18 protein-coding genes are annotated in these 23,143 nt (G+C 54.2%); 9 read left to right on the forward strand and 9 right to left on the reverse strand.

From position 1 onward, the window contains the following. Window positions 1-93: 93 nt before the first annotated feature. From QA596_07095 to QA596_07110, 4 genes are all read right to left on the reverse strand, one after another. Window positions 94-1,083 (reverse strand): biotin/lipoyl-binding protein, encoded by a 990-nt coding sequence (locus QA596_07095; protein MDG5767224.1) that lies wholly within the window; start codon window positions 1,081-1,083, stop codon window positions 94-96. Further along, window positions 1,080-2,459 carry a TolC family protein gene (locus QA596_07100; protein ID MDG5767225.1) on the reverse strand — a complete coding sequence of 460 codons (1,380 nt, stop codon included), beginning with the start codon at window positions 2,457-2,459 and terminating at the stop codon, window positions 1,080-1,082. The genes QA596_07095 and QA596_07100 overlap by 4 nt, the downstream gene beginning before the upstream one ends. A 520-nt stretch (window positions 2,460-2,979) precedes the next feature. Continuing rightward, complete coding sequence (locus tag QA596_07105; protein ID MDG5767226.1) at window positions 2,980-3,651, reverse strand: helix-turn-helix domain containing protein; 672 nt, start codon at window positions 3,649-3,651, stop codon at window positions 2,980-2,982. A 182-nt stretch (window positions 3,652-3,833) separates the two neighbouring features. Further along, window positions 3,834-5,576, reverse strand: a complete 1,743-nt coding sequence (locus QA596_07110; protein MDG5767227.1) for a family 10 glycosylhydrolase — start codon at window positions 5,574-5,576, stop codon at window positions 3,834-3,836. Window positions 5,577-5,787: 211 nt separating this feature from the next. Between QA596_07110 and QA596_07115 the strand changes: the two genes are divergently transcribed. After that, window positions 5,788-6,639: a hypothetical protein gene (locus QA596_07115; GenBank protein ID MDG5767228.1), complete on the forward strand. Its 852-nt coding sequence runs from the start codon at window positions 5,788-5,790 to the stop codon at window positions 6,637-6,639. 44 nt (window positions 6,640-6,683) lie between these two features. Here the strand turns inward: QA596_07115 and QA596_07120 are convergent, their stop codons facing one another. Continuing rightward, window positions 6,684-8,534 (reverse strand): glycoside hydrolase family 127 protein, encoded by a 1,851-nt coding sequence (locus tag QA596_07120; GenBank protein ID MDG5767229.1) that lies wholly within the window; start codon window positions 8,532-8,534, stop codon window positions 6,684-6,686. A gap of 227 nt (window positions 8,535-8,761) precedes the next feature. Between QA596_07120 and QA596_07125 the strand changes: the two genes are divergently transcribed. Both QA596_07125 and QA596_07130 read left to right on the forward strand, forming a co-directional pair. Continuing rightward, window positions 8,762-9,697 (forward strand): alpha/beta hydrolase, encoded by a 936-nt coding sequence (locus QA596_07125; GenBank protein ID MDG5767230.1) that lies wholly within the window; start codon window positions 8,762-8,764, stop codon window positions 9,695-9,697. Window positions 9,698-9,769: 72 nt separating this feature from the next. Then, window positions 9,770-11,479, forward strand: a complete 1,710-nt coding sequence (locus QA596_07130) for a DUF1343 domain-containing protein (GenBank protein MDG5767231.1) — start codon at window positions 9,770-9,772, stop codon at window positions 11,477-11,479. A 66-nt stretch (window positions 11,480-11,545) separates the two neighbouring features. On the opposite strand, the gene QA596_07135 is transcribed toward QA596_07130, so the two are convergent. Beyond that, complete coding sequence (locus QA596_07135; protein ID MDG5767232.1) at window positions 11,546-12,811, reverse strand: glycoside hydrolase family 3 protein; 1,266 nt, start codon at window positions 12,809-12,811, stop codon at window positions 11,546-11,548. Window positions 12,812-13,104: 293 nt separating this feature from the next. Here QA596_07135 and QA596_07140 point away from each other — a divergent pair, with 293 nt between their 5' ends. Next, window positions 13,105-13,977 (forward strand): hypothetical protein, encoded by an 873-nt coding sequence (locus QA596_07140; GenBank protein ID MDG5767233.1) that lies wholly within the window; start codon window positions 13,105-13,107, stop codon window positions 13,975-13,977. Window positions 13,978-14,074: 97 nt separating this feature from the next. On the opposite strand, the gene QA596_07145 is transcribed toward QA596_07140, so the two are convergent. Beyond that, window positions 14,075-14,962 (reverse strand): DUF1460 domain-containing protein, encoded by an 888-nt coding sequence (locus QA596_07145; GenBank protein MDG5767234.1) that lies wholly within the window; start codon window positions 14,960-14,962, stop codon window positions 14,075-14,077. A 36-nt stretch (window positions 14,963-14,998) separates the two neighbouring features. After that, window positions 14,999-16,018, reverse strand: coding sequence for a DUF4922 domain-containing protein (locus QA596_07150; protein MDG5767235.1), 1,020 nt, complete (start codon window positions 16,016-16,018; stop codon window positions 14,999-15,001). Between the two features lie 278 nt (window positions 16,019-16,296). On the opposite strand from QA596_07150, the gene QA596_07155 reads away from it, so the two are divergent. The 5 genes from QA596_07155 (at window position 16,297) to QA596_07175 (ending at window position 21,229) form a co-directional block, all read left to right on the forward strand. Beyond that, entirely contained in the window at window positions 16,297-16,656 is a 360-nt protein-coding gene (locus tag QA596_07155) for a metalloregulator ArsR/SmtB family transcription factor (protein ID MDG5767236.1), read from the forward strand. 65 nt (window positions 16,657-16,721) lie between these two features. After that, a complete protein-coding gene (gene arsM, locus QA596_07160) occupies window positions 16,722-17,570 on the forward strand; it encodes an arsenite methyltransferase (GenBank protein ID MDG5767237.1) in 849 nt (282 codons plus the stop codon). 50 nt (window positions 17,571-17,620) lie between these two features. After that, entirely contained in the window at window positions 17,621-18,790 is a 1,170-nt protein-coding gene (gene arsB, locus QA596_07165; protein MDG5767238.1) for an ACR3 family arsenite efflux transporter, read from the forward strand. After that, window positions 18,791-19,438 carry a hypothetical protein gene (locus QA596_07170; GenBank protein MDG5767239.1) on the forward strand — a complete coding sequence of 216 codons (648 nt, stop codon included), beginning with the start codon at window positions 18,791-18,793 and terminating at the stop codon, window positions 19,436-19,438. It abuts the gene before it with no gap. 495 nt (window positions 19,439-19,933) lie between these two features. Beyond that, window positions 19,934-21,229: a serine hydrolase gene (locus QA596_07175; protein MDG5767240.1), complete on the forward strand. Its 1,296-nt coding sequence runs from the start codon at window positions 19,934-19,936 to the stop codon at window positions 21,227-21,229. A 3-nt stretch (window positions 21,230-21,232) separates the two neighbouring features. Here QA596_07175 and QA596_07180 read toward each other — a convergent pair whose 3' ends face one another. After that, window positions 21,233-23,110: a hypothetical protein gene (locus QA596_07180; protein MDG5767241.1), complete on the reverse strand. Its 1,878-nt coding sequence runs from the start codon at window positions 23,108-23,110 to the stop codon at window positions 21,233-21,235. Window positions 23,111-23,143 lie beyond the last annotated feature (33 nt).

Raw genomic sequence — 23,143 nt, forward strand, 5'->3', positions numbered from 1 at the left:
GTTGTGGGAAATTGCCCGTTTCGGTTCCGATTTGTTCGGTCGGACAGAAGCAGGCGGACCAAGGTCCTGTCAAAACTCCTGCCCACAGAGTTGTTATGGTTCGATCAGAAACGTCATGTTGTGTTGAAGCGCCGCGGCCTCTTCGGGGCGGACCGGCCGAAAATGCAGCTCATAAACCGATTCCCCCAACTGATGACGCGGATACATGGTGGTGATGGAGGCGTACTTCGGCAGCGGTGCAATGCGCTGGAGGGTAACTTCCAGTTCGCGATGGTCAAATCCACCGCTGACCATGTAGGTGCTACCGGTCTGAAATCCTTCCATCATCGACTCGGGCACCGTAAAGCGAAACTTGGGAGCTTCGGTCACATACCCCGAGAACAGATTGTATCCAGGGGTCGCCAGTTCGCCGGACCTGAGCACCACATCCTGTACCCGCAGATCGGCGGGCGCGGTGATCACACGATCCTGCCAGGCGATCTCGGCTTCCCGCAAGGCGGCTTGCGCCCGCTGCAGATCGCCGCGGGCCATTTCGATTTTCTCGCTTCGAACGCCGGAGTCTGCATCCTCCTTTTGAGCCCGGGCGGCTTCCAGCTGTGAGCGGGCGGATCGGTACTGCGCCCGGATTTTCTCATACTCCTGGGCCGCAATCAGCGAATCGTTGAACATGTTCTCCATGCGACGATAGCTGGCGGCGGCAAACTCGTATTGTGCGCGGGCCGCATCCAGCTGTGCGTCGGCACGGCGGCGGTCATAGGTAGTCGCACCTGCTCGGGCCATCTCGTATTGCGCACGAGCCGAAGCAACCGCTCCGCCGGCCTGATCCAGTTTGGCGGCTATTTCCGGGACATCGATGATGGCCAGCGTATCTCCGGCGCGGACCATATCGCCCTCTTCAACCCTCACCTCACTGATTCTTCCGGGTACTTTGGATGCGATGTAAACCGTCTCCAGCTTAACCCTGCCCTCAAGCAGATCCTGGCGGTTGAACTCTTTCTGTCTGGATGCCATCAGGGCCAGTGATGCGGCAGACAACCCGAAGATCAATGCCAGCGATGCGATAACTACTTTTTTTCTTTTCACAGTGAACCTCCCGTGTTCTTGTTTTCCAGCATTACGATATGTTCGATTTCCATCATCCCCGCCGCCCGCAACAGGCCGATGGCCGCCCGCCGCTGTTCATAGACTGCTTCCAGCCACCCCATTTCCGCCCGTCGGTAATCGGTTTCCGCTTCCAGCTTCTCCGATACCGGTGCAAGTCCCAGCCGGTAGCGCTCCGTTGACAGCCTCAGGGCGGTCTCAGCTTCATTCACAATTTCATGTGCCACATCAAGCTGCTGTCCGGCCACCGAAAGGGATACCTCCGCCCGGTGCCGGTCCAGTGCCAGCAGCGACTCCACCTCCTCCAGCCTTTCCCTGGCGATCATATAGTCGCGCCTGGCTTTTTGCACATTCCGGGAGCGGTTAAAACCGTCGAACAGATTCCACCGCAAACCGACACCCACGGCTCTCGCCGGCTCCAGGACCGAGAGGTCATCTTCATAGAGTTCCTGCCGGAAAAATGCGTAAACCTGCGGCATGTAGTCGGACTGTGCCGCCCGGTGCTGCTGACGGCTCGCCTTGCCGACTTCCTGCAGAGCCCGCACCTCGGGACGATCCGACTGCGGCAGGGCGTCATCGACAGGCAGGATTTCCAGCGCTCGTGGCCGACCGTCTTCCGGACCGTCTGCAAACTCCTGCCAGGATATCCCCGTTAGATGCTCCAGATTGCGTGCCGCCAGTTCCCGCTTTCCTATCCAATCGATGCGCTCCTTCTTCAGGTCCTGGTCAGCGATCCGCAGCCGGGTGAGGTCATAGGCGGGAATCAACCCTTCCGTGTAGGCTTTATTGGCAACACGCTGCTCCTCGGCAAGCCGCTCCTCCGCCTTCTCCAAAACCTCCAGTGCCTGATCAATCAAAGCCAGGCGATCGTATGCGGCGGCAACTTCCTCCAAAAGCTCCTGTTTGCCGGCCTCCACTTTGTGTAGAGCGGCCTGTTCGCCATGCCGTGCCGCCTGACCCAGTCGGGGAACCTTGAATCCCGTAAACAATACCTGCGATACCTCGACCGATGCCCGGAAAGTGTGGCGCTCCTGGAGGGTTATCGGAGGCAGATGGATATCCAGGCCTTCGGTGCCCGGCAGAGGCAAACTCAGGGGGTCCAGCTGAAAACGGATCCGCTCATCCAGCGAGCGATATGAAGACTCCAGTCGCACATTCGGCAGATAGGTTTGGTAAGCGATATGCCGGTCGAACCGTGCCTTGTCGGCTTGCGCTTCCGCGATTCTGACGGAATGGCTCTGGTTCAGTGCCTCTCTAAGTACCTGATCCAGCGACGGCCGGGCATCGGCAGGGGCAGCTGCCGTCATGCAAATAACTCCCAATCCGACCCACATTCTGCTGAGTTTTCCTGCTGTCATATACCGTTCCAATGTTTAATTCTCTGTGATACCCCTTTCTGTTATGTACTGAGACAGAGTGCTCCCGCTCACACCAGGCTATGCTGTGATAAAGAGCAGGGCCACGCCGTCAAGCGAGGCCCTGTAGTGGGGTTTTTGTTGGGTTAATCGTTCAAGCAATCCGCCGGGGCGGCGGTTGTGATCTTGAATTCAATAAGAATAGAACTAAATTCTACACTACAAATATAGAACCTTGTTCGGTTCCTGTCAAGATAAATCGAACATCATTCTATTTATTTTGTTAGAATACTGTTTTTACTATATTTACCTGTCAAAAAAAGCAAGGTTTCCAGCGCGGTGCAGAAGAAATTTTCAGCAGCGAAGCGCAACGTGAACGTACAGACCCAGTGCCAAAGAATTATGCGAGAGAAGAAAAGGCCGGTCAACGACAGGGAGCACATAGAGTAGCGGCGACAGTACAGGGCACATTCCGGCAGTTATGAACCGGTGTAAAAAAGAAGCGCTGTGTCCGGAGAGAGGATCAGTTGACGGATTTGCGCAGCTGATAGACTCTGTTGATGAGTGTATCCAGATCGGACATGGCGCGATCCACCGTTTCGGTCGGAAGTCCGCGTGCCTGCAGCTTCCAACGAGCCAGAAATTTGCCGACTTCGTCCGGGGTGCGGTCCAGCTCCTCCTTCAAGACCTTCATCATCACATTGACCACCGATCCGAAATGGCAGGAGAAAGCAAGCTCCCGGTCGATTCCCTCGTAGAAATCGGAATACCTGGAATAGCGGGTTACCGCCTTCTCCTCAAAAAAACGGATAATCCGGTCTCTGAATCCCGGATAGGTGGCTCCGCCCAGAATAGCTTTGGCGAATCGCTTTTTTTGGAAGATCGCCGTAATTTTCAGGTAATCGTCCAGGGCTTCGATGGCGTAATGGGGATAATCCGACAGATTGATTTTTTCCAGATCATCGGTACTCCAGATCTCCTCGCACAGATGATCGATCACCTCCATCACCATCTCGTCCTTGTTCGAAAAGTAGAAATAGACATTTCCGATGGATGTGCCCGCTTTTTTGGCTACATCCTGCATGGTCGTCGCTTTGTACCCATGCTCAATGATCAGCGACTCCGCTGCCTTGAGCATCTGCTGCTTTCGGCGGGAAACCCGCTCTTCCATATATGCTGTTCTGCGATACGCCATGAGCCTTTCTTTCGTTCAGGTAACTTCCATGAATAGAATATAATTCTTTTCTTCGGAATAAAAAAGCCGGCAGGCGTCGCAATGCCTGACCAGGATCCGTCTTTCGTTGTCAACCAGAGCCGGCACGTGCCACGGGCAGCGCCGTTTGCACAGCCATACACCGCAAAAATCGTTGTTTTTCGCTACTCACAGGCAAGCCGCACGATTACCGGTTCGCTCTCAATGCTGTTCCGGCTCACGGCTGTAATCACAAAAAAAGTCGGCCGAACATTATCACCGCACCGGGACATCATCCGGCGATCCTCGAATTCCCTGCGGCCGGTCACCTCCACCCTGTTTCGGACGGACACAACGCTCTCTCGCATGGCATCATCGATGTCATTGCCACCCCTGCGATTACGGTTCATGTTCCCGACATCGATCCGGTCCACCCGATGATGTTTCCCCGTTTCATGGCCGGTTTCGCTATCCCGGTTACGCGGCAATGTGCTGTTCCACGCCTCCAGCCATTCGTATTCCTGTGACCCCGGACCGATCCGGTACACGGCATAACGAGCCGGCGTTTCATGCACCCCATATCCTTGCGGCCGGTTCCAGGTAAGGATAACGCGACCGTCGCCGCTGCGCGAGACAAACACTTCATCCACCGGCGGAGGCGCTATCCGGCTTTTCCACGGCATGGATGGTGTAAGTGCCGGGTTGCGATGAAGCTTGTCACGGATCATTCGGGTATAGCCTTTGGGATCTTCCAGCAGGTGAGTCGCCCGGAAGTAGATATTGCCCTGCACCCTGTCGTTGTCCCGGTTCAGGAAAAGCTGCTCGGCGGCCTGTTCCGTACTCCAGTCAAACGGCGGCATCATGCGGTAGGGCGAGAGTCCGACGTACAAATGGCGGCCATGCACATCCGCGAGATCCGACCAGTAATGCAGCAGCCGGGCGTAATCGGCCTTTTCGTGACCCGGTTCAAAATAGAGCTGGGGAGCGATATAATCGATGATCCGCTGATCGAGCCACGCCTCCGCGTCGGCGTACAGGCCGTGATACCCCTCGAAGCCGTTGGTTCCGGCATCGCTGTTCTTGCGGATTCCGAACGGACTTATTCCGAACGACACATGCGGAGCCAGAGCCTGGATACTGTCGTGCACCTGTGCCACCAGCCTGTTGATGTTATCGCGCCGCCACTCGTGGATGTCACGATGCCCCCGATCGTGCCGCAGAAAGGTGAGGGAGTCCTCGCCGGATACCGCCGGGGTATAGGGATAGAAATAATCGTCGAAGTGGATGCCGTCGACATCATAGCGCCGGATGATGTCGGTCACCACACTGCTGATGTAATCGCGCACCTCCGGCAGACCGGGGTCTAGCATCGTATATCGAACAAGTTCATCACTTTCGAAGACAAGCACCCAGCCGGGCTCCCTGCGGCTGATATTGTTCCCGGAAAGCGCGTACCCGTTGCGATACCGCTCCACCCTGAGCGGATTGAGCCATGCGTGTAGCTCCATCCCGCGGCGGTGCGCCTCTCGGATGAAAAAGGAGAGCGGATCGTAAAACGGATCGGGGGCGCGGCCCTGCTCTCCGGTAAGCCAATACGACCAAGGATCGTAGGATGAGGCGAAGAGCGCGTCCGCTTCGGCCCTGACCTGCAAAAGCACCGCGTTTATTCCGATCGCGTTCAGACTGTCAAGCAATTCAACCGCGTCCCGCTTTTGCTCGGCGACGGTCCGGGTTCCGGATGCCGGCCAATCGAGATTGACCACGGTTGCGACCCAGGCACCGCGGAACTCCTGGCCGGGCGGTTCCGGCTCGGCAAGCCGGTCGGCCATGCGCTCGGGAGCCTTGCACCCGGCTAAAAACAACAACACCAGGGCCACGCAGACCGGATAAAAACGCGAAAAAAAACGAGAATCAAGCGAACTCTTCATTAGACAGGCACACATTCAGTTCTTTGGGATGACTGGGTAGCGGTAACGAACGAGCCCCTAAGCGGTTCAACAGAACCCCGCCCGATTTCCCCAAATGGAAAATACAAATCTAAATATATTGGTTCTCATGAATTACCGGAGAAAAGTCGGTGTCATAGCCTGACTGCAAGGCCTCTTCACCGAATCCGCAACGTTACACCAGACATTACCCATGAAACTGCTTCTCGCCGACAGTGGATCCACGACAACCGAATGGTGCCTGCTGCAGGATAAGACCCCGTCGCAGACCATTTCGTCCACCGGCATCAATCCGTATTACCTGGATGATGATGCGATTCTGTCCGAAATCCGGACCAGCGTTCTTCCCGTTTTTGCGGATGTCGACGCGATCCGGTTTTACGGAGCAGGGTGCCACAGCAGGGAAACCGCGTCACGTATCCGGTCCGCTCTGACCACCGCTTACGGCGACATACCCATTGAAGTAAAATCCGATCTTTTCGGGGCGGCTCGGGCGCTTTTCCACCGGCAGGGGGGTATCGCCTGCATTCTCGGAACCGGCTCCAATTCGTGCCATTACGATGGTGAGCGCATTATGGATCAGATCCCGCCGCTTGGGTTTATCCTGGGGGATGAGGGCAGCGCCGGCTGCTTCGGCCGGAAAATTCTGCAAGGATACTTTTACCGTGAGATGCCGGAAGAGCTTCGGGAGTGGCTGGAGGCGCATCACGAAATGTCCAGGGAAACGGTGCTGAACGCAGTGTATCATGGATCCAGGCCCAACCAGTATGTAGCCGGTTTCAGCAAGATGTTTGACGCCTGGCCCGGTCATCCGTGGCTTGCCGATTTGTTGCAAACGGGCATTTCGGAGTTTCTCGATCGCCATGTACGCCGATATGACGCGGGCCCGGAGGTCGCGGCTGGATTTGTCGGTTCCCTGGCATACGCTCACAAGGAGCTTATTATTCAGGAGCTGCAGGAGCGAAACATTCCGCCCGGACCCTTTTTGCGCTCACCGATGGAGGGGCTGAGGAAGTATCATTTGGATCATCAGTCCGAATTTTAAAAGGAAAGAACCGATGACAATCCACCATTCATGTTTCTCAATGGTCAATAATTCCTGATAGTACCATAAACTGAATAAGACTCCTCCTCAATATTGTACAATGGACGAAGGGTATACGTTTTCCCACCATTATTAAGTGTAAAAGAGTTATCACCTTCCACCTTCATATTTCCAACTATTTCTTCTATCGTCCCCTTTAATATGAGCTCCGTATCTGTTTCGAAAGCAAGCAGTGACGGACCGTAAAACAGGGCTACTACATTAGTATCGTCAGGTGTGGATTTCGCATAAAAATCATAATCAAATACAAGCTTTACTTCATCACTATCATCCCAAACACGGTTTATTTCAAGGTAGGACAGTGGTTCAATTTTCTTTTCCTGCAACTCGCCGTTAATAAACACTTCAACACTTTTTGCCCAGGACGGAATAAATAGATTCATGCCAAATTCCGTTTGCTCCCCGGCTGTTACTTGAAAAATAACCGAGGAATCTACGGGAAATTCTCCTTGCTGACTCACAGTGATACCTTTTTCTTTCCAGGTCACTTGTGAAGGCACATAAAGATTAACCCAAAGGTCCGCATCATTATAAAAGTAAATACCTTTATTGAGCGAGGCATAAGCTTCGATGCTTGAACCGTTACAACAGTGGAAATCATTTTCCTTCAAAAATATTTTCTCTCTGGGCGACCCCAGTGGCAGGTGATAAACTACCTTTCCGGTTCTGGCGCTCTGTGCGGCAAGTACCGCATTATAAAAAGTATTCATGTACGCATCGGCATATCGTGGATCTGTGGTCCAGGAAAAAAGTTTGGCACTCAGTTTCTGGGTGTTATGCGTCACACAAGTTTCCCCGATCTCTCTTGTAAAGGTATTGCTTAACTGCCCGGGCACCCCCCAGTGTTCGGCTGTGAGTGATGTGGGTGTTACGGCATTTGGACGCGGCCCGCTGCTCGTACCATTCACATACGTATGATCGTTCATGAGCATTTCCCAGAAATTCATGGCGGCGTCATGGTACTTTTTCTCGCCGGTAATCGCATAACGCTCGGTAAATCCGTTAATCAGCACGACATGTGTGTTTGAATGCAGACCGTTCAGAATATTGGTGTTTTCCGCGAGTGGCACGGCGAACCAGTCGCGATCGAACAGTTTGGCCAGATCCAGATGGGCGGAATCTCCCGAAATGTTATACAATCTGTACAGCACTTCGTTCATGGCTCCGGCTTCATTCGCCGGGTTGGCTCCAACGCTGTACAAAACGCCCTCAATTGTCGATTCGTCCAGTTTTGACATGCGCTGATCCACATAACCGGCCATATCCACAACCATATCATACGCCAATGTGTTGCCCAGACGCGTATACACATCCAGCAGTCCTTGCATAATCTTGTGATAGGTATAGTATGGCGCCCAAACGCCTCCGAATTCTGCTTCCAGTCGATCGAAGTCTTCTTCCGGAAAGGCACTGAGGTACCCGTTTCCAAATATTTGCTGACATTCGTGCAGTTCCGCAACCATGTATTCGATGCGTTCGGCCAGGTTGCTGTCCGCGTGACTTTCAACGATCATTGCAGCAGCGGATACATAATGTCCGACAAAATGCCCCTTCAGTCCTATATCCGGTGATTCCCAACCCTCCAGCGGTTTTGCATCAGAGGACAATCCAGCGTTTACCCTGAAATTGTGAAGCAGCCGGTCGGGGTCGAGAGATGAGATATATTGCTTGTTCAACTTTTCCCGCTCCTCTATCCAGGCGGGTTTTAGTGTGACATCCGCGTTGGAAAAAGCATGGACTTTTCCAATCTGTTCATTTTCAGCAAAATGCTGTCCGGAAACACTGAATTGAACAAACAATAAATAGATCGTGGTATATAAGAAAACTTTTATCATTTACTTGCTGAGTGATTTGTCGCGATTTCCATTTTCCTAAAGTATAACTCTGAATGCGCGCTTTGAACAGCTTATAGATTCTGGGCGTTCCTGACAAAAATTGACCTATAAAGAATTCCGTAATCTAGATAAATGCGGTCTTTCGGACTATTTTTTATATTATTTTCATGCAATTATTTTATAAAAAATCTGTCTTATCGGACGGTTCAATATTTCATATTTAAACTATGCGCAACAAATATATCTGCGGTGGAGTCATCATCCTACTGACCTTCCTCGTAAACACACAAGCCCCGGCACAGAAATATTCCAAAAGCTGGACCGACATCAATTACGCCGGAAGCTCCGAGAGCTGGCACAATCTGGATATCTATCTGCCCGCTATCGAAAAAGAAGCCTATCCGGTTGTGATCTACATATACGGGAGCGCCTGGTATGCAAATAATGCCAAGGGGGCGGATATGGAGACCATCGGCAAGGCGCTGCTGGATGCGGGGTTTGCCGTGGTGACGCCGAACCATCGCGCCAGTACCGACGCCACATTCCCCGCCCAGGTACACGATATCAAGGCAGTTATCCGCTATGTCAGGGCCAATGCGGACAAGCACCGACTGGACACCGCCTTTGTCGGAATTTCGGGCAGTTCTTCCGGCGGACATCTTGCCGCCATGGCCGGCACAACCCGGTTCACAGAGCAGTTTACCGTTGGCAATGAAACGGTGGACATCGAAGGAAGTCTGGGCGATTTCACCCATGCCTCCAGCTCGGTCGATGCCGTGGTCAACTGGTTTGGACCTGTCCATTTCCCCGTCACAAATACCTGCGGCAGCGAAATCGATCGCGACGCGGCAAATTCACCGGAGTCCACCCTCATCGGAGAGTCCATCCTGGATAACGAAGACCTCGGCGCGTTGATCAGCCCGATCACCTATATCGACGCGGGCGATCCACCCTTTTTGAACATACATGGAGATGAGGACAGGATCGTGCCCTTGTGCCAAAGCGAGTTGCTGCACGAAGCTCTTGTGGAGTCCGGTGTGTCCAGCCGGCTGGTCATCGCAGAAGGCGGCGGACACGGTCCCGGTGTGCATGTCGATGAGTACCTGGAGATGATGGTCGACTTTTTCTTGAAGCAGGCCACGAAGCAGGGTGGCAGTAAATGATCGCCGGCAATTGCTATAATTCATAGACGTTGTTAGTATTTGTGACGCTCATTTCCAATGTTCATGATTGCCATGGCCCTCCGTTTTTTCCTGATTATTACTGTTATCATTTTCGTGACCGCCTGCAGTTCCGATAGGCCTGCGGGCGATGATCCGGCACTCGACGAAACCGCCACCGGAGCAGAGGCGATCGGCTCCACTGCATCCCCGGAGAATCCGTCGGATGAGCCGTTCCAGGATGATTTTTCTTCCAGGGAACAGGAGTCATGGGAACAGGCCGGCCATACCGCCGGTCAGGATCCCGGCAACGAATCCGGTTCCCGGGAAAGCTTCGACTCCTGGGACGATGTGGACCCGCAACCAATCCCCTGTGGCGATGCGGCCGGCGAGGGCTTCGACCAGGATGACCCCTCCGGAGCGCTGCAACCCTGCGGCGATCAGCCCGTCACTCAGTCGCCGGTCGAAGTATCACCTTCGGAGCTGACCTCGGAGAGATCGTCACCCAACGCTACCGGCGCAGACCCACACAGGTCATCCGCAACAAACCGACCGGCCGGCACTTCGGAAAACCGCTCCATGCACAGGAACCACACGCCCGGATCCGGTGCAACAACACGCACCGGCCTCGATGTGCTAATTGAACGTGATTTCGACCTGCTGCAAGGCAAACGGGTCGGACTGATTACAAACGCCACCGGTGTTGATCAAAACCTGACCTCTGTCGTTGACCTGTTCCACCATGCCGATGCGGTTGACCTCGTCGCGCTTTTCGGTCCCGAACACGGGGTGCGCGGCGATTACGATGCCGGCGCTTATGTTGAAAGCTATACGGATGAGCGGACCGGCCTGCCGGTTTTTTCGCTGTATGGCCCCACCCGCAAACCCACCGGGGACATGCTTTCGGGCATTGATGTGCTCGTCTTCGATATCCAGGATATCGGGGTGCGCTCCTACACCTACATCAGCACCATGGGCCTGTCGATGGCGGCGGCGGCACAGCACGATATCGCATATGTGGTGCTTGACCGCCCCAATCCGCTGGGCGGTGAGCGGGTGGAAGGAAACATCGCACGACACGATCACCTTTCATTCGTGAGCCCGTTCCCGATTCCGTATGTCCATAGCCTTACCGTCGGCGAGCTGGCCGGAATGCTCAACGGCGAGGGAATGCTGGAGAACGGAGTACAGGTGGATCTGTCGGTTGTCCCGATGGAGAACTGGCGCCGGGAAATGCTGTTCGGAGACACCGGGCTGCATTGGGTGCCCACATCCCCGCACATTCCGCGGGCCGGCTCCCCCCTGTTTTATGTGATGACCGGCATCACCGGGGAACTGCAGCAACTCTCCGAAGGGGTCGGATATACGTTACCGTTCGAGGTATTCGGAGCAGAGTGGATTGACGGGGTGAGGTTCGCGGAACGACTCAACGAGCGGGGCCTCCCGGGCCTGCGGTTCCGTCCGGTTTCGTGGCGTCCTTTTTATGGACGTGATGAAGGCAAGCGCCTGGAAGGTGTGCAAATTCATGTCAGTGACGGAAGGCGGGCGGATCTGATGGCGGCGGCGTTTCACCTGCTGGAAGTGCATCATGAGCTCTACCCGGAAAAGAATCCGTTTGAGCGGGCCGGAGAAGATCGCCTGCGCATGTTCGACCTGGTGGCCGGATCTCCGGAAATCCGGAAGCGGTTCATGGAGTCGATGCGCTACGAATATATTCGCGGATATCTGGAAAAAGACAGGGAGGCGTTCCGGGAGCGGTCGAAAGAATACCGGCTGTACGAATAATCTAGACATCCGCAGCCGCAGGGAAGCGTGCGCATTATCAGTCCACGCCCCGTTTCGGCAGCCGTTTCACACCATATCTGCAACCCGGGTTTCCGTCAGCTGCCTCTTCAGGCGCAAAATCCGTGCGGCCGATCGGTCAATCTGTGCTTCGCTGATATGTCCCCGGTCGAGCATCTCCCTCACCACCCCGAAAAACCGGGCGGCAACCTGCTCATCATACACCATATTATTTCCAAACAGCAGGATGTCAACTCCGGCCTGCAATGCCCGGCGAATCACCTCCTCTTCACCGTAGTGATCGGAAATCGCCTTCATCTGCAGGTCGTCGCTCACAATTACTCCGTCGAAGCCGAGTTCATCCCGCAGCATCCCCTGCAGGATAGCCGGCGACAATGTGGCGGGGTGGTCCGGATCCAGTCCGCGGTGAAACACATGCGTCGTCATGACCATATCACACTGCCCGTTCTGCAAAAGCCGGCGGTAAGGTATCAGCTCAGCCGCCTGCCAGGTATCGGTGACATCGGTCAGGCCCAGGTGGGTATCATCCCGTGAACTGCCATGACCCGGAAAGTGCTTGAGCACGGCTCCCACACCCGCCTCCCGGTGTCCGCGCACATACGCTTCGGCGTGCCGTGCCACGATCTCCGGATCATCCGAAAAGCAGCGATTCCGTCCATAAATCGCTTTGTTCTCCTTGTTCAGAGCCAGGTCGACACACGGAGCAAAATTGAGGTTGCAGCCGTGCTGTCGCAATACCTCCGCAATTTCGGCGGCGTGGGAACGGGTCAGCGACGGGTCGTTTTGCGTGCCCAGCTCCCGGTGCGAAAGTGTCTCCGGAAAACCGTATTCGGGCCGCAGACGGTTGACCGTCCCTCCCTCCTGGTCGATCGCGATAAAAAGCGGAATTGCGGCTTCGGCCGACAGTCCGGCGGTGAGCTCCGAAAGCTGCCGGGGCGAGCGGATATTGCGGCCGGTTGTCCCGGACTGCACATCATAATCAAACAAAATGACTCCACCGAGGTGATATTCCCGGATGTCGCGCAGGATGACACGTACGGGGTTTGTGGAGTCTGCGGATGCTGCCTGATGCGTCGAACCCGGACGCCTGCCCGGATCCGCATCATCGGTGAAGCCCGGGTGTTCCGAGGGTGCGGATGGGGCATTGGCCTGTGTCGGAGCTGCAGCATCCGTTGCAGATGATGATTTTTCGGCACCGGTTTCCGCGCCGGGAATTACCGTACCCCGAAATCCGACCATCAGCATCTGGCCGATTCTCTGATCCTGCGTGAGATCTGCAACGTCGGGTACCGGACTGGAGGGTGTTGGAGACATGTTATTTTGGTTTATCAATCCCTGGTAATTCTTGAGCTTCTGCAACATTTATAGCCGTGCCGGGCAGCTACGTTAATAAACCTGCTGATCAAGCGCCAGGAGAGTCACCTTCAACAGCGGCGGTTTCTACATTTTCTTGCGGTTTCCGGTGGTTATGATTACTATGAATAAGAGAGTACACATTAGCATATTATTGCAACAGGAACAACGACAAAGGGGCTACAGGGGACAGGCTCACCGACATTTTTTGACCCCGCTGATTTATTCCATTCAACCCAAAATCAGAGACCATCATGAGACTAATCATCGTTATTCTCGGTTTTTCTTTCGTCGGCCTTACGGGATGCAGTCTGCTCGACACTTCCGACTCCAACGACTCCGGACTGGCCGGTGTGTGGTTTAGAATCGACACCCTTGACACATCACAGCCCGAACCCAAATTGGAATTCAGTGGGTCGGAGATTGAGTTGTATGAGGATGCGGAATCAGATGCAGGGACCATGTTCCCCATCGGGATCAACAGTTATACCGGCGAACTGGCAAGGATAGACAACCCAAACTATATTACCTTTCCTATCCAGGAAGTGAAAGAGGATTATTTTGTCAGAATTAATCCCTATAACAGACATGGCATGTATGAGACCGTGCACTATGATATTTCCGCTCATACACTTACACTAAAATTTGATAACGGCTTAACCCGCTCTTACAATCGGGCCCGGTTGGGCTATGCTCCTGTAGATGGCTATGATTCTCAACTTGGTGTCGATATCAACGGGGTGCCGACTCAACCCACCCAGGTCGTTACACGACCGCCATCAGCATCTGCAAGAATAATTGATCAAAACGAAAATGAAACGCATTTTGAATTTGGCTCACCATTAGACATCAAAGATAACGCTGAATTTATGATCAATTTCTCATACGATGATGGAACAGACCATTATACCATCAGGGAAGGGGACGTAATATATTACTTTCGTGAAGGGCGTGATGAGCATTTTTTTCTTGCTGCCGATGCCGATTCTTCCGGCTACGTGAGGGTTGATGACTTCGATACCGAAAACAACCGGATCAGCGGATCTTTTGCATTCCGTGCTGTAAGTAGTGACGGCGAACTTCGCACATTCACCGACGGCACGTTTGATCTGCCGGTTTATGAGTGAGTACCTTGATGCATTTCGTGCCAATAAACCAGCGGATACCGCCGAAATATCATGACGGCCTGGGCAGGTCACGACAATACCGTATTGTCCCGGTTGTTCAGGATGGACTCAGCCGTGCGATCACAATCCCTTTGATCGTCTCCTGGCGCCGGACATACTCATAGATCGTCCCGGGATCGGTGATGACCGACCCGGTGAGGCTCGCATGATAAAAACCGGCACGATCCCCATCCATCAGAACCAGTCCCGTGTGGGAGATGTCCAGTTTGTCGATGGTGGTCACGAACGCAAGGACATCGCCGCTTTGGAATCGTGATTCGAATTCCGGAATTCGATCGGCGGGAATATAGCGCAGAACGCGGTCGTCCAGCTGCTTCTCGGTTGCGCGAACCATGCGCCAGTTTCGTTCGTTCTCGGCCAGATGACGATAGCGCTCCCGGTTTTCGGACATAAACCGCACCGGTCCGATGGCGGGCAAGTCTTCATCCTGGAAAAGCAGTGTGAGCAAGCCCTTGTCATCGTTGGTCATCAGCCAGTCGCTAAAATAATGGAGGCGGCTGCCGTACCCATCCACCCTGCCCTCACGATACCGGATGGCTTCGAGATGTGACCGGAAATCATCGACCGAAGTGGATCCGCCGAGGGTGGTCATCGCGAGCGCGAGCGCGAGCGCCATTTCGACATAGATCACGCAGTCGGTTCCATCCAGCGTTACGACCAGCTGCTCCTCGCCTGACTGATCGAGCAGACCGTCGACATAGGGCAGCCCCATCTGCTGTTCGGCGTAAAAGGAGATCAACGCCGGGACTTCGGTGTCCTGGCGAAACGTGTGCCATCCGCGGTCCAGCCAGTCCGACAGTGTGCTGTCCGGTGAACTCCCGGTGTGATGATGCCGGATCAGCTTCTTTTCCGGCGTGGCCACAATTCCGCCGGATCCGGTCAACTGACCGGCCGTAAGCAGCAAAATGATTAGATGAAAAAACATGTGCAATGGTGAGTGATGAAGATGCTCTGGGGCGGCCTACCGGAGGTGCCGGATAATCTGTTCAAAATCTGCCGGATCGATGCTCACCTCCCGGAACATGGACGACAGCTGCTCCACGGAGACCCGTTCATAATCACCGGCATTCGGAAAAATGCAAACGCCGCCGTATTCGACAGCAGCCGGACTAAAAATCATTCTCCGCTCATCTTCAAGATAATAACAATTCGGTCGATGCCTGGAGCGGAGGAAGATAAACACGCGCCATCCGGGAGGATCAAAGGTAACCAGAATATTCATTTTTGGTTCATCATATACAGCCCATCCGTGATTGCTGCCGGAGTGGCCGCTTTTACCGGCGGCCGCCTTTTTTTGAAGGACAAGGGAGTGATATGCTTCGTAGATGTCCAAAAAACGGACGTTCAGCGCGTCACGGTTTGGGGAGCTCAGCATCACAAACCGCCGGAGTCCGTCGTCGATTTTGGTCAGTTCCACCCTTTCGTCAGGCCCGGCAGGAGTGTCTCCATTCTCTGGCGATCCGCTGTGCCGGCGTTCGGCCGCCACGATGCGGGTTCCAAATTGATCCGCCAGCTCTCTCCAGTTCCGGTCAATGGGTAGAAATCCCCGTTCACCGGCCTGAAAATGGAGGTGGTCGGGTGCCGATGCGCCGCACTGCGGACCATTATAGAGCAGTATTCCGGCAGATCCGAGGGCTTTGGCAAGATCGAGCATATCCCCGAAAGTGTCGCGGATCAGCTGGGGCTGATGCCGCCGGTGCGGGATGGTCAGATGCCGGTGAAAAACAGGCCTTGGGTTTGCGAGCAGTTCATACTCCCCGTGGAGTATCGATTTTTGATCCGCTGGCCGGTTCTCCGGACACAAAAAGCATGAACGTTCGCTGATGGACCTCATATCTACCCGTGCCATGCTGGAGGTGTAGCGTGCCGGGTTGTATTGCACGCGCCAGGGTATGCCATGGATAGTCAGCGTCCGTTCCCGGACCCGATCCAGGGCTTTATGTTTTCCGTCACCGGGGAAAAAGTCGCTGAAACGTATCACGTAGCCACCCTTATTGAGCTGATATCAAGGTATCGAAACCGATCCTCAACTAAAAGTCAAAAAAAAGTGGCCAAGCACATGAACCGAAGGTCACAAAGTGCTATGATCATGACCGGGCCGGCATCGGGACACACAGGCGCACTGCCTATAAACAGCACCGGCTCCTTTAAAATCATCTGTTGGAATTGGATAAGTATCTGCCTATATTTATCGGTGCTTTACGATGAATAAATAATATACACGTCTGCATCACCGGCAGAACCATACAAATCCAATCCATGAACATTCCCGACAGCCCTGCGAGTATTTCACCCGGGTTCGATCTGGAGGATCCCTCAATCCGGCGCACGGCACAACTGACCAAGGCACTTGGCCACCCCGTCCGCCTGGCAATTCTCCAACTGCTTTGCAATCGTGACACCTGCTTCTGCGGTGACTTCACCGATGTGCTGCCTCTGGCTCAATCCACCGTCTCCCAACACCTAAAAATGCTGAAGGAATGCGGGCTCATCACCGGTACCAGTCGGGGAGTGCGCACCTGCTACTGTCTGGATCCCGATGGCGTCCGCGAACTCCGTCAAACGCTGATCAACCTGGCAAACCGGTTCGAAGTAACCACTCAGGCGGACGGCTGCTGACTCCGATGCGAGAAAATACCTCGCCGCTGTGCGATTAAATAATTAACACCCGAATACGTAAACTGATGAATTCCAATCTCGAAGAATCCCAAAAACTAAAAGCCCTTGTACGGGAAAGATACAGTAACATCGCCGGGAAATCGGAAAAGGGAAAACAGGCTGGCTGCTGCAACCCTTTGCGTTGCAGTGATTCAGGTGCCGCGGAACAAACCGAAGACGACAACTGTTTCGACATCATGACCGAGTCCTATGACGGGCTCGAAGGCTACCATCCCGATGCCGACCTTAGCCTTGGATGTGGCATCCCGGTCGAATTTGCCGGGCTAAAGCCGGGTCAGTCCGTTCTGGATCTGGGCTGCGGTGCCGGAAACGACATCTTTGTTGCCCGCTCGATAGCAGGCGAAACGGGTCACCTGACCGGCCTTGATTTTTCCGGGGCCATGATCCGGAAAGCCCGTGCCAACGCGGAAACATTGGGATACGACAATGTCCGTTTCATTGACGGTGACATTGAAGAGATGCCGCTGGAGTCAGATACATTCGATGTGGTGCTTTCCAACTGTGTTCTCAACCTGGTACCGGACAAAATGAAGGCGTATTCCGAAATTTTCCGGGTACTCCGACCGGGCGGGCATTTCAGCATCTCCGATATTGTCATTGAAGGCTCCATACCGGAATCAATCCGGAAAGCGACGGAAGCTTACGTTGGATGCGTTTCCGGCGCCCTGCAAAAAGAAGAGTACCTGGCGATTGTCGGTGCCAACGGCTTTTCGGACGTGACGGTCCGCAAGGAGCGGGAAATTGAAATTCCCCGGGAATGGCTCGTCCGGCAACTCGGCGAAGAGCAGGCCGCAAGTGTGGATCACCAATCCTTTCGCGTGCTCAGTATCACCCTGAATGGAAACAAACCGTAAATTAAGTACCCGTTATGTCCCACCCGCCAACAGAAAAAATCAGCAAGAAGATGTCCCTTCTGGACCGCTACCTCACGGTCTGGATTTTTGCCGCCATGATCATCGGAGTCTTAATCGGCTTCTTCTTCAAGAGGTACGTAGAACTGTTCAATTCGGCTCTCACTGTTGGTGAGCATACCAATTTGTTGATTGCCGCCGGCCTGATCCTGATGATGTACCCGCCCCTGGCCAAGGTTAAATACGAACTGATGCCGAAGGTTTTCTCTGATGTGAAGATTCTCGGCCTGTCACTGATCCAAAACTGGCTGATCGGCCCCGTTCTCATGTTCGGGCTTGCCGTCGGGTTTTTTGGTTTTGTCGCACCGGCGCTCTTCGGTCCGGATCCGCGCTGGGGCTATTACATGGTGGGACTGATCCTGGTCGGCATCGCCCGGTGCATCGCCATGGTGCTGGTTTGGAACCAGCTGGCCAGAGGCAACAGCGAATATGCGGCCGGACTGGTAGCACTGAACAGTGTATTCCAGATCGTTACATTCGGGTTTTATGCATGGGTGTTCATCACGGTGCTGCCGCCATTATTCGGTCTTGAGGGGCTGGTAGTGGATGTAACCATTGGTGAGATTTTTGCCAGTGTCATGATCTACCTCGGTATTCCGTTTGGGGCCGGAATCCTGAGCAGGGTGATTCTGGTGCCCCTGAAAGGCCATGCCTGGTACGACAATGTCTTCATCCCAAAGATTTCGCCCATTACACTGATCGCACTGCTCTTCACCATTGTGGTCATGTTCAGCATGCAGGGCGACCAGATCATCTACCGCCCGCTGGATGTGGTGTGGATAGCCATCCCGCTCACTGCCTATTTCGTGCTCATGTTCCTTATCAGCTTTTTTATGGCTTCAAGGCTTGGCGCGGACTATAGCCGGAGCACCACTCTGGCCTTCACCGCCTCCGGTAATAACTTCGAACTGGCCATCGCCGTAGCCATCGCCGTGTTCGGCATTGCATCGCCCATTGCCTTTGCCACGGTAGTCGGTCCACTGGTGGAAGTCCCCGTACTGATCGGACTGGTCCACGTAAGCCTCTATTTCCTCCGGAAATATTTTGGAGGAGTCGAAAGCAGTGACCACCCGGCGGCTCATGCTGCCGCAGAATCCGCCGAGATCTGTGACACGGCCAAGCAGGTATCCGGTTCAATAGACCGGACCACAACATCCGAATGAATGCGTATAATCCCGGGAATCCTCTTGCTGTCCGGAATCACCGCGTTCGTTTTATACTTCGCTTTGTGCGCCGATTCCGGTGAAGCTCCCGGTGTGAACGAGAAAGGTATTGTAAATGAGGAGCTGGATCGACTACCACATGAAGTCACGGTGAGAAACCGCAAAATCGTGTTCGACAGAAGCTCCGCAAGTCCAAGGCCGCGTGAAGAATATGCCCGGCTTCCGTACGAAATTGTAATCGGCGAGGATGTCAGGCTCATTGAATCGGATGTGACACTTCTGCCCGGGGAATCTCCGGTCGTATTTATGGAACGGATACTCGCGGATCAGATGCCACCCATGGAGGAGCTCGACGCGTACCCTGAGTCCATGTACCGGTATTATGTGTCGTTTCATCCGATGGATGAGGATGAAGCAGCGGCGCGCCCGTCTGCCGACCGGCCGGATGCGGACCCGGCTGAGGAGGGAGTGTCCGCCTATATCCGGGTTATGAATTTTCCTGATGATTCCGTAGGTGGCAGGGAAACGCGCTATGACTTCATTGTATCCGATGGCGGTGATTGGATCCTGGTCTGGCAGGGGGAAGGCTCTTTCTGCAGGCGACCGGGTCAGGAGTTCTGGCAGCCCGCAGACCAGTTGTGTCCCTGAGACCTTATACTCAATAATAGCCTAACTCATTATCAAGCAATCAGATAAAGATACTCCCCGTAAGTGCCATTATACAAATATACACGTAAAAATATACCCGATAAATCAGGGCATGGCTGGCGGGCCGTTTCTCGAAACGATAGCTGCCCTCGATATACCTGCACCCAGGCCGGCAAGCGATCCAGGAAAAAACTGACTTCAAGTTCGGATCTTTACGGAATGATCTGCTAAGCGCCAGGACGCGACTATTCCGACAGTAGATTCTCTGCTTCTATCTGTCCATCCATTACGTGTTGAAGATTGTTGTTCAACCGCCCGGAAGGTTTTACTTTACGTTTCATGGATGTTGTCTATCAGATTTTTAGTTGTCTTTTGTCGGTAGACCAGACCTGACCTTTGAACTGACCTATACAACTTTTTACACAGATTTAAGGACATCACCATCACGAAGTGCGATAAAAAATTTAAATACATCCAACCAGATAATTGATAAAAATGAATTATTCAGTTTCAGCCAGTACCTGTTTTGGGATACTGGTTATTATGATGATGGTGACAGCGTGCGGAACAGCTTCCGACGAACAGGAAACGACAGGTGTTAATTCCGGGACTGCTCCTGTCATCAACGCATCAGCCACCGCACGGATCGACGCTACCCTGCAGCGTTTTGTGGATGCCGGTGACATAGCGGGTATTTCGGCCCTGATTTATGAGGATGGTGATGAAGTCTATTTCAGCGCTTACGGTATGGCCGACCTTCGCCGGGATATCCCAATGGATCGTCAAACGATCGTCCAGATCTACTCCATGACCAAACCCATTACCGGCACCGCGCTCATGCAACTTTACGAAAAAGGCGCTTTCGATCTCGATGATCCGGTTTCAATGCACCTTCCCGAATTTGCCGGAATCCAGGTATATGCCGGAGAGGATGCGTCCGGAGAACCGATCCTTGAAGATCCGCGACGCGAAATGACCATTCGCGATCTCACCCGTCATACCGCCGGTTTCGCCCCGAACTCTCATGAAACCGAAACCGGTCGTATGTTGATGGATGCCAATCCCATGAATTTGGAGCATACGCTGACCGATATGGGAGAACGACTGGCCTCGGTCCCCCTCGAATATCATCCCGGGGAACGCTGGCTTTACGGTATATCCGTGGACGTTCAGGCTCTGCTCGTAGAACGTTTATCGGGGATCCCGTTCGCTGAGTATTTGAATGAACACATTTTGACGCCCCTGGGCATGAATGAAACCCGTTATTTTCTGCCGGAGGGTGATCGCGATCGTTTTTCCGGCATGTATAATCGTGACAGCGACGATGGCACGCTTACGCAGCAGCCCGATGATATGGCCCTCTATCTAAATGGCCGCCAATGGCCCATGACCCCCGGTGGATACGGCCTGGTCTCTACATTGGATGATTACATGCGGTTTGCCCGTATGCTGCAAAATGAAGGAGAGCTGGACGGCGTACGAGTACTGGATGCCCAAACGGTGCAGCTCATGGCGACCAATCATTTGTCTGATTCGGTAACCGAGCGGTCATGGCTGCCGACAAAAGGCCAGGTCGGTTTCGGAATCAATTTTGCCGTTCGGGTGGAGCCGCCAGAGTCGGAGGACGAAAATTTTGGCCATGTCGGCGAATTCTTCTGGGACGGAGCAGCCAGTACGCTTTTTTGGGTCGATCCGAAGAATCAGTTAACGGCCGTCCTGTTTGTCCAGCTGATGCCTTATGATGAGATCGGGCTGCACAAGGCATTCAGAGATGCTGTATATGGGACATGACCGTCATTGATCACTTTCCTTCTTCCCGAAATCCTTGTCCAGCGGGATGAACCAGGCGGCGATAAACGCCGGAATCGTCGCGATCATCACCCAGATAAAGAAATTGGGATAACCAATCAGCTCCTGAATCCAGCCACTGAACATGCCCGGCAACATCATCCCCAGCGCCATGAAACCGGTGGTGATGGCGAAGTGTGACGTTTTGTGCTCACCCTCCGACACGTAGATCATGAACAGCATGTAGGCGGTAAATCCGAAGCCGTATCCGAATTGTTCGAGCGCGATCGACGCACTGATGACCACCAGGCTGTCGGGTAACATCTGCGAGAGATAGATATAGACCAGATTCGGAATGTTCATCGCAAATACCATCGGCCAAAGCCAGAATTTGAGGCCGTGACGCGCCGCCATGATCCCCCCCAGAATCCCGCCGGCGGTGAGGGCCAGCAGCCCGACCGTCCCGTAGGCAAGTCCAAGCTGACCGGTCGTCAGCGCCAGTCCGCCCAGTTCCTGCGGATCCAGCAAAAACGGCGATGCCAGCCGCACAATCTGGGCCTCGGCAAACCGGTAGAGCAACAAAAAGGCGAGAATAGCGACAATTCGGTCCTTGCGGAAGAAGAGCACGAAAGTCTTGAAGAATTCACCGAAGATACTTTGTCCGGGATCGCGCGGTGCCGGACGGTCGGCCGCCGGATATGGCAGGATAAACCGGTGGTAGAAAAAGAAAACCACAAACATGCCGGCCAGGAAGAAAAATGTGATGGACCAGGCGAGCGGGATGTTGCCCGACCGAACCTGAAATTCGGCGGAGCTTGCAAAATCGAGCTGATCCTCGATCTGGATCACCGCCATCGCCGGCACATTCCAGTTCTCGCGTGTGAACCGGAAATAGCTCCCCTCCACCAGGGAGATGCTTTTGTCTCCGCGTACCCGTCCGAAGTTGAGCACCACCTCTTCTCCAGGATCCGGCGGACCCGAAAGATGAAAATAGACCACTCCGACGTTTCCGGTGTACTCAGTGTCGATATCCATCTCATCCGGCCCAAACCGGGTAGCGATAAACCCTTCCAACGGATGGATGAGCGTCCGCCTGAACCATCCCGGTTCCTCCTCCGCTTCGGTCTCCTGCAGCGCAAGGTCCTGTTCCAGCGCCGGATTGAACCCCTGATCCAGGTTCCACTCACGGGCCAGGGAGACGATCGAATCCACCTCACTGCGCAACCGGTTTTCGGTGCTGATTTCCAGCTCTGCCGGTTCGGCGATAATCCGCAATGCACCCTCCCGCTCCGTAACGCGCATCTCCTCCGGGTGCGTAATTTCGGTAAGACCGACCTCCGGGTTCGATCGCGCGCGAATATCCACATCATCCAGACCGGTCACACTTTCGACATATCCGGCGAGAATCACCAGCAAACCCTGGCCGGAAATCATCGCGATGCGGTAAAACGTGCTCCGTACCCCCACAAACCACGCCTGTTCGTGCTTGCTGAGGCCGAGCATGTAAAGCCCGTCGGCGGCGATGTCGTGCGTCGCCGAGCTGAACGCCATCAGCCAGAAAAAGACCAGGGTCCATTGAAGGAACCCGGGAAGCGGGGTGGTCAGCGCCACCCCCGCCATGCCCGCGCCGATGACCAACTGCATGACGATGATCCACCACCGTTTGGTTTTCAGCAGATCCACCAGCGGACTCCAGAGCGGCTTGATCACCCACGGCAGGTAAAGCCAGCTGGTGTACAACGCGATTTCGGTGTTGGATACGCCCAGCCGGTTGTACATCACCACCGTCACGAACATGACGATCACGTACGGCACTCCCTGGGTATAATAGAGCGTAGGGATCCAGGCCCATGGGTTGCGGTAGGTCGGTTTATCCTGCGTCATAAGCCGGATTCAGGGAGATTGACAGTGCGAATG

It is taken from the genome of Balneolales bacterium ANBcel1 (genome assembly GCA_029688905.1).
Classification (GTDB): Bacteria; Bacteroidota; Rhodothermia; order Balneolales; family Natronogracilivirgulaceae; genus SLLW01.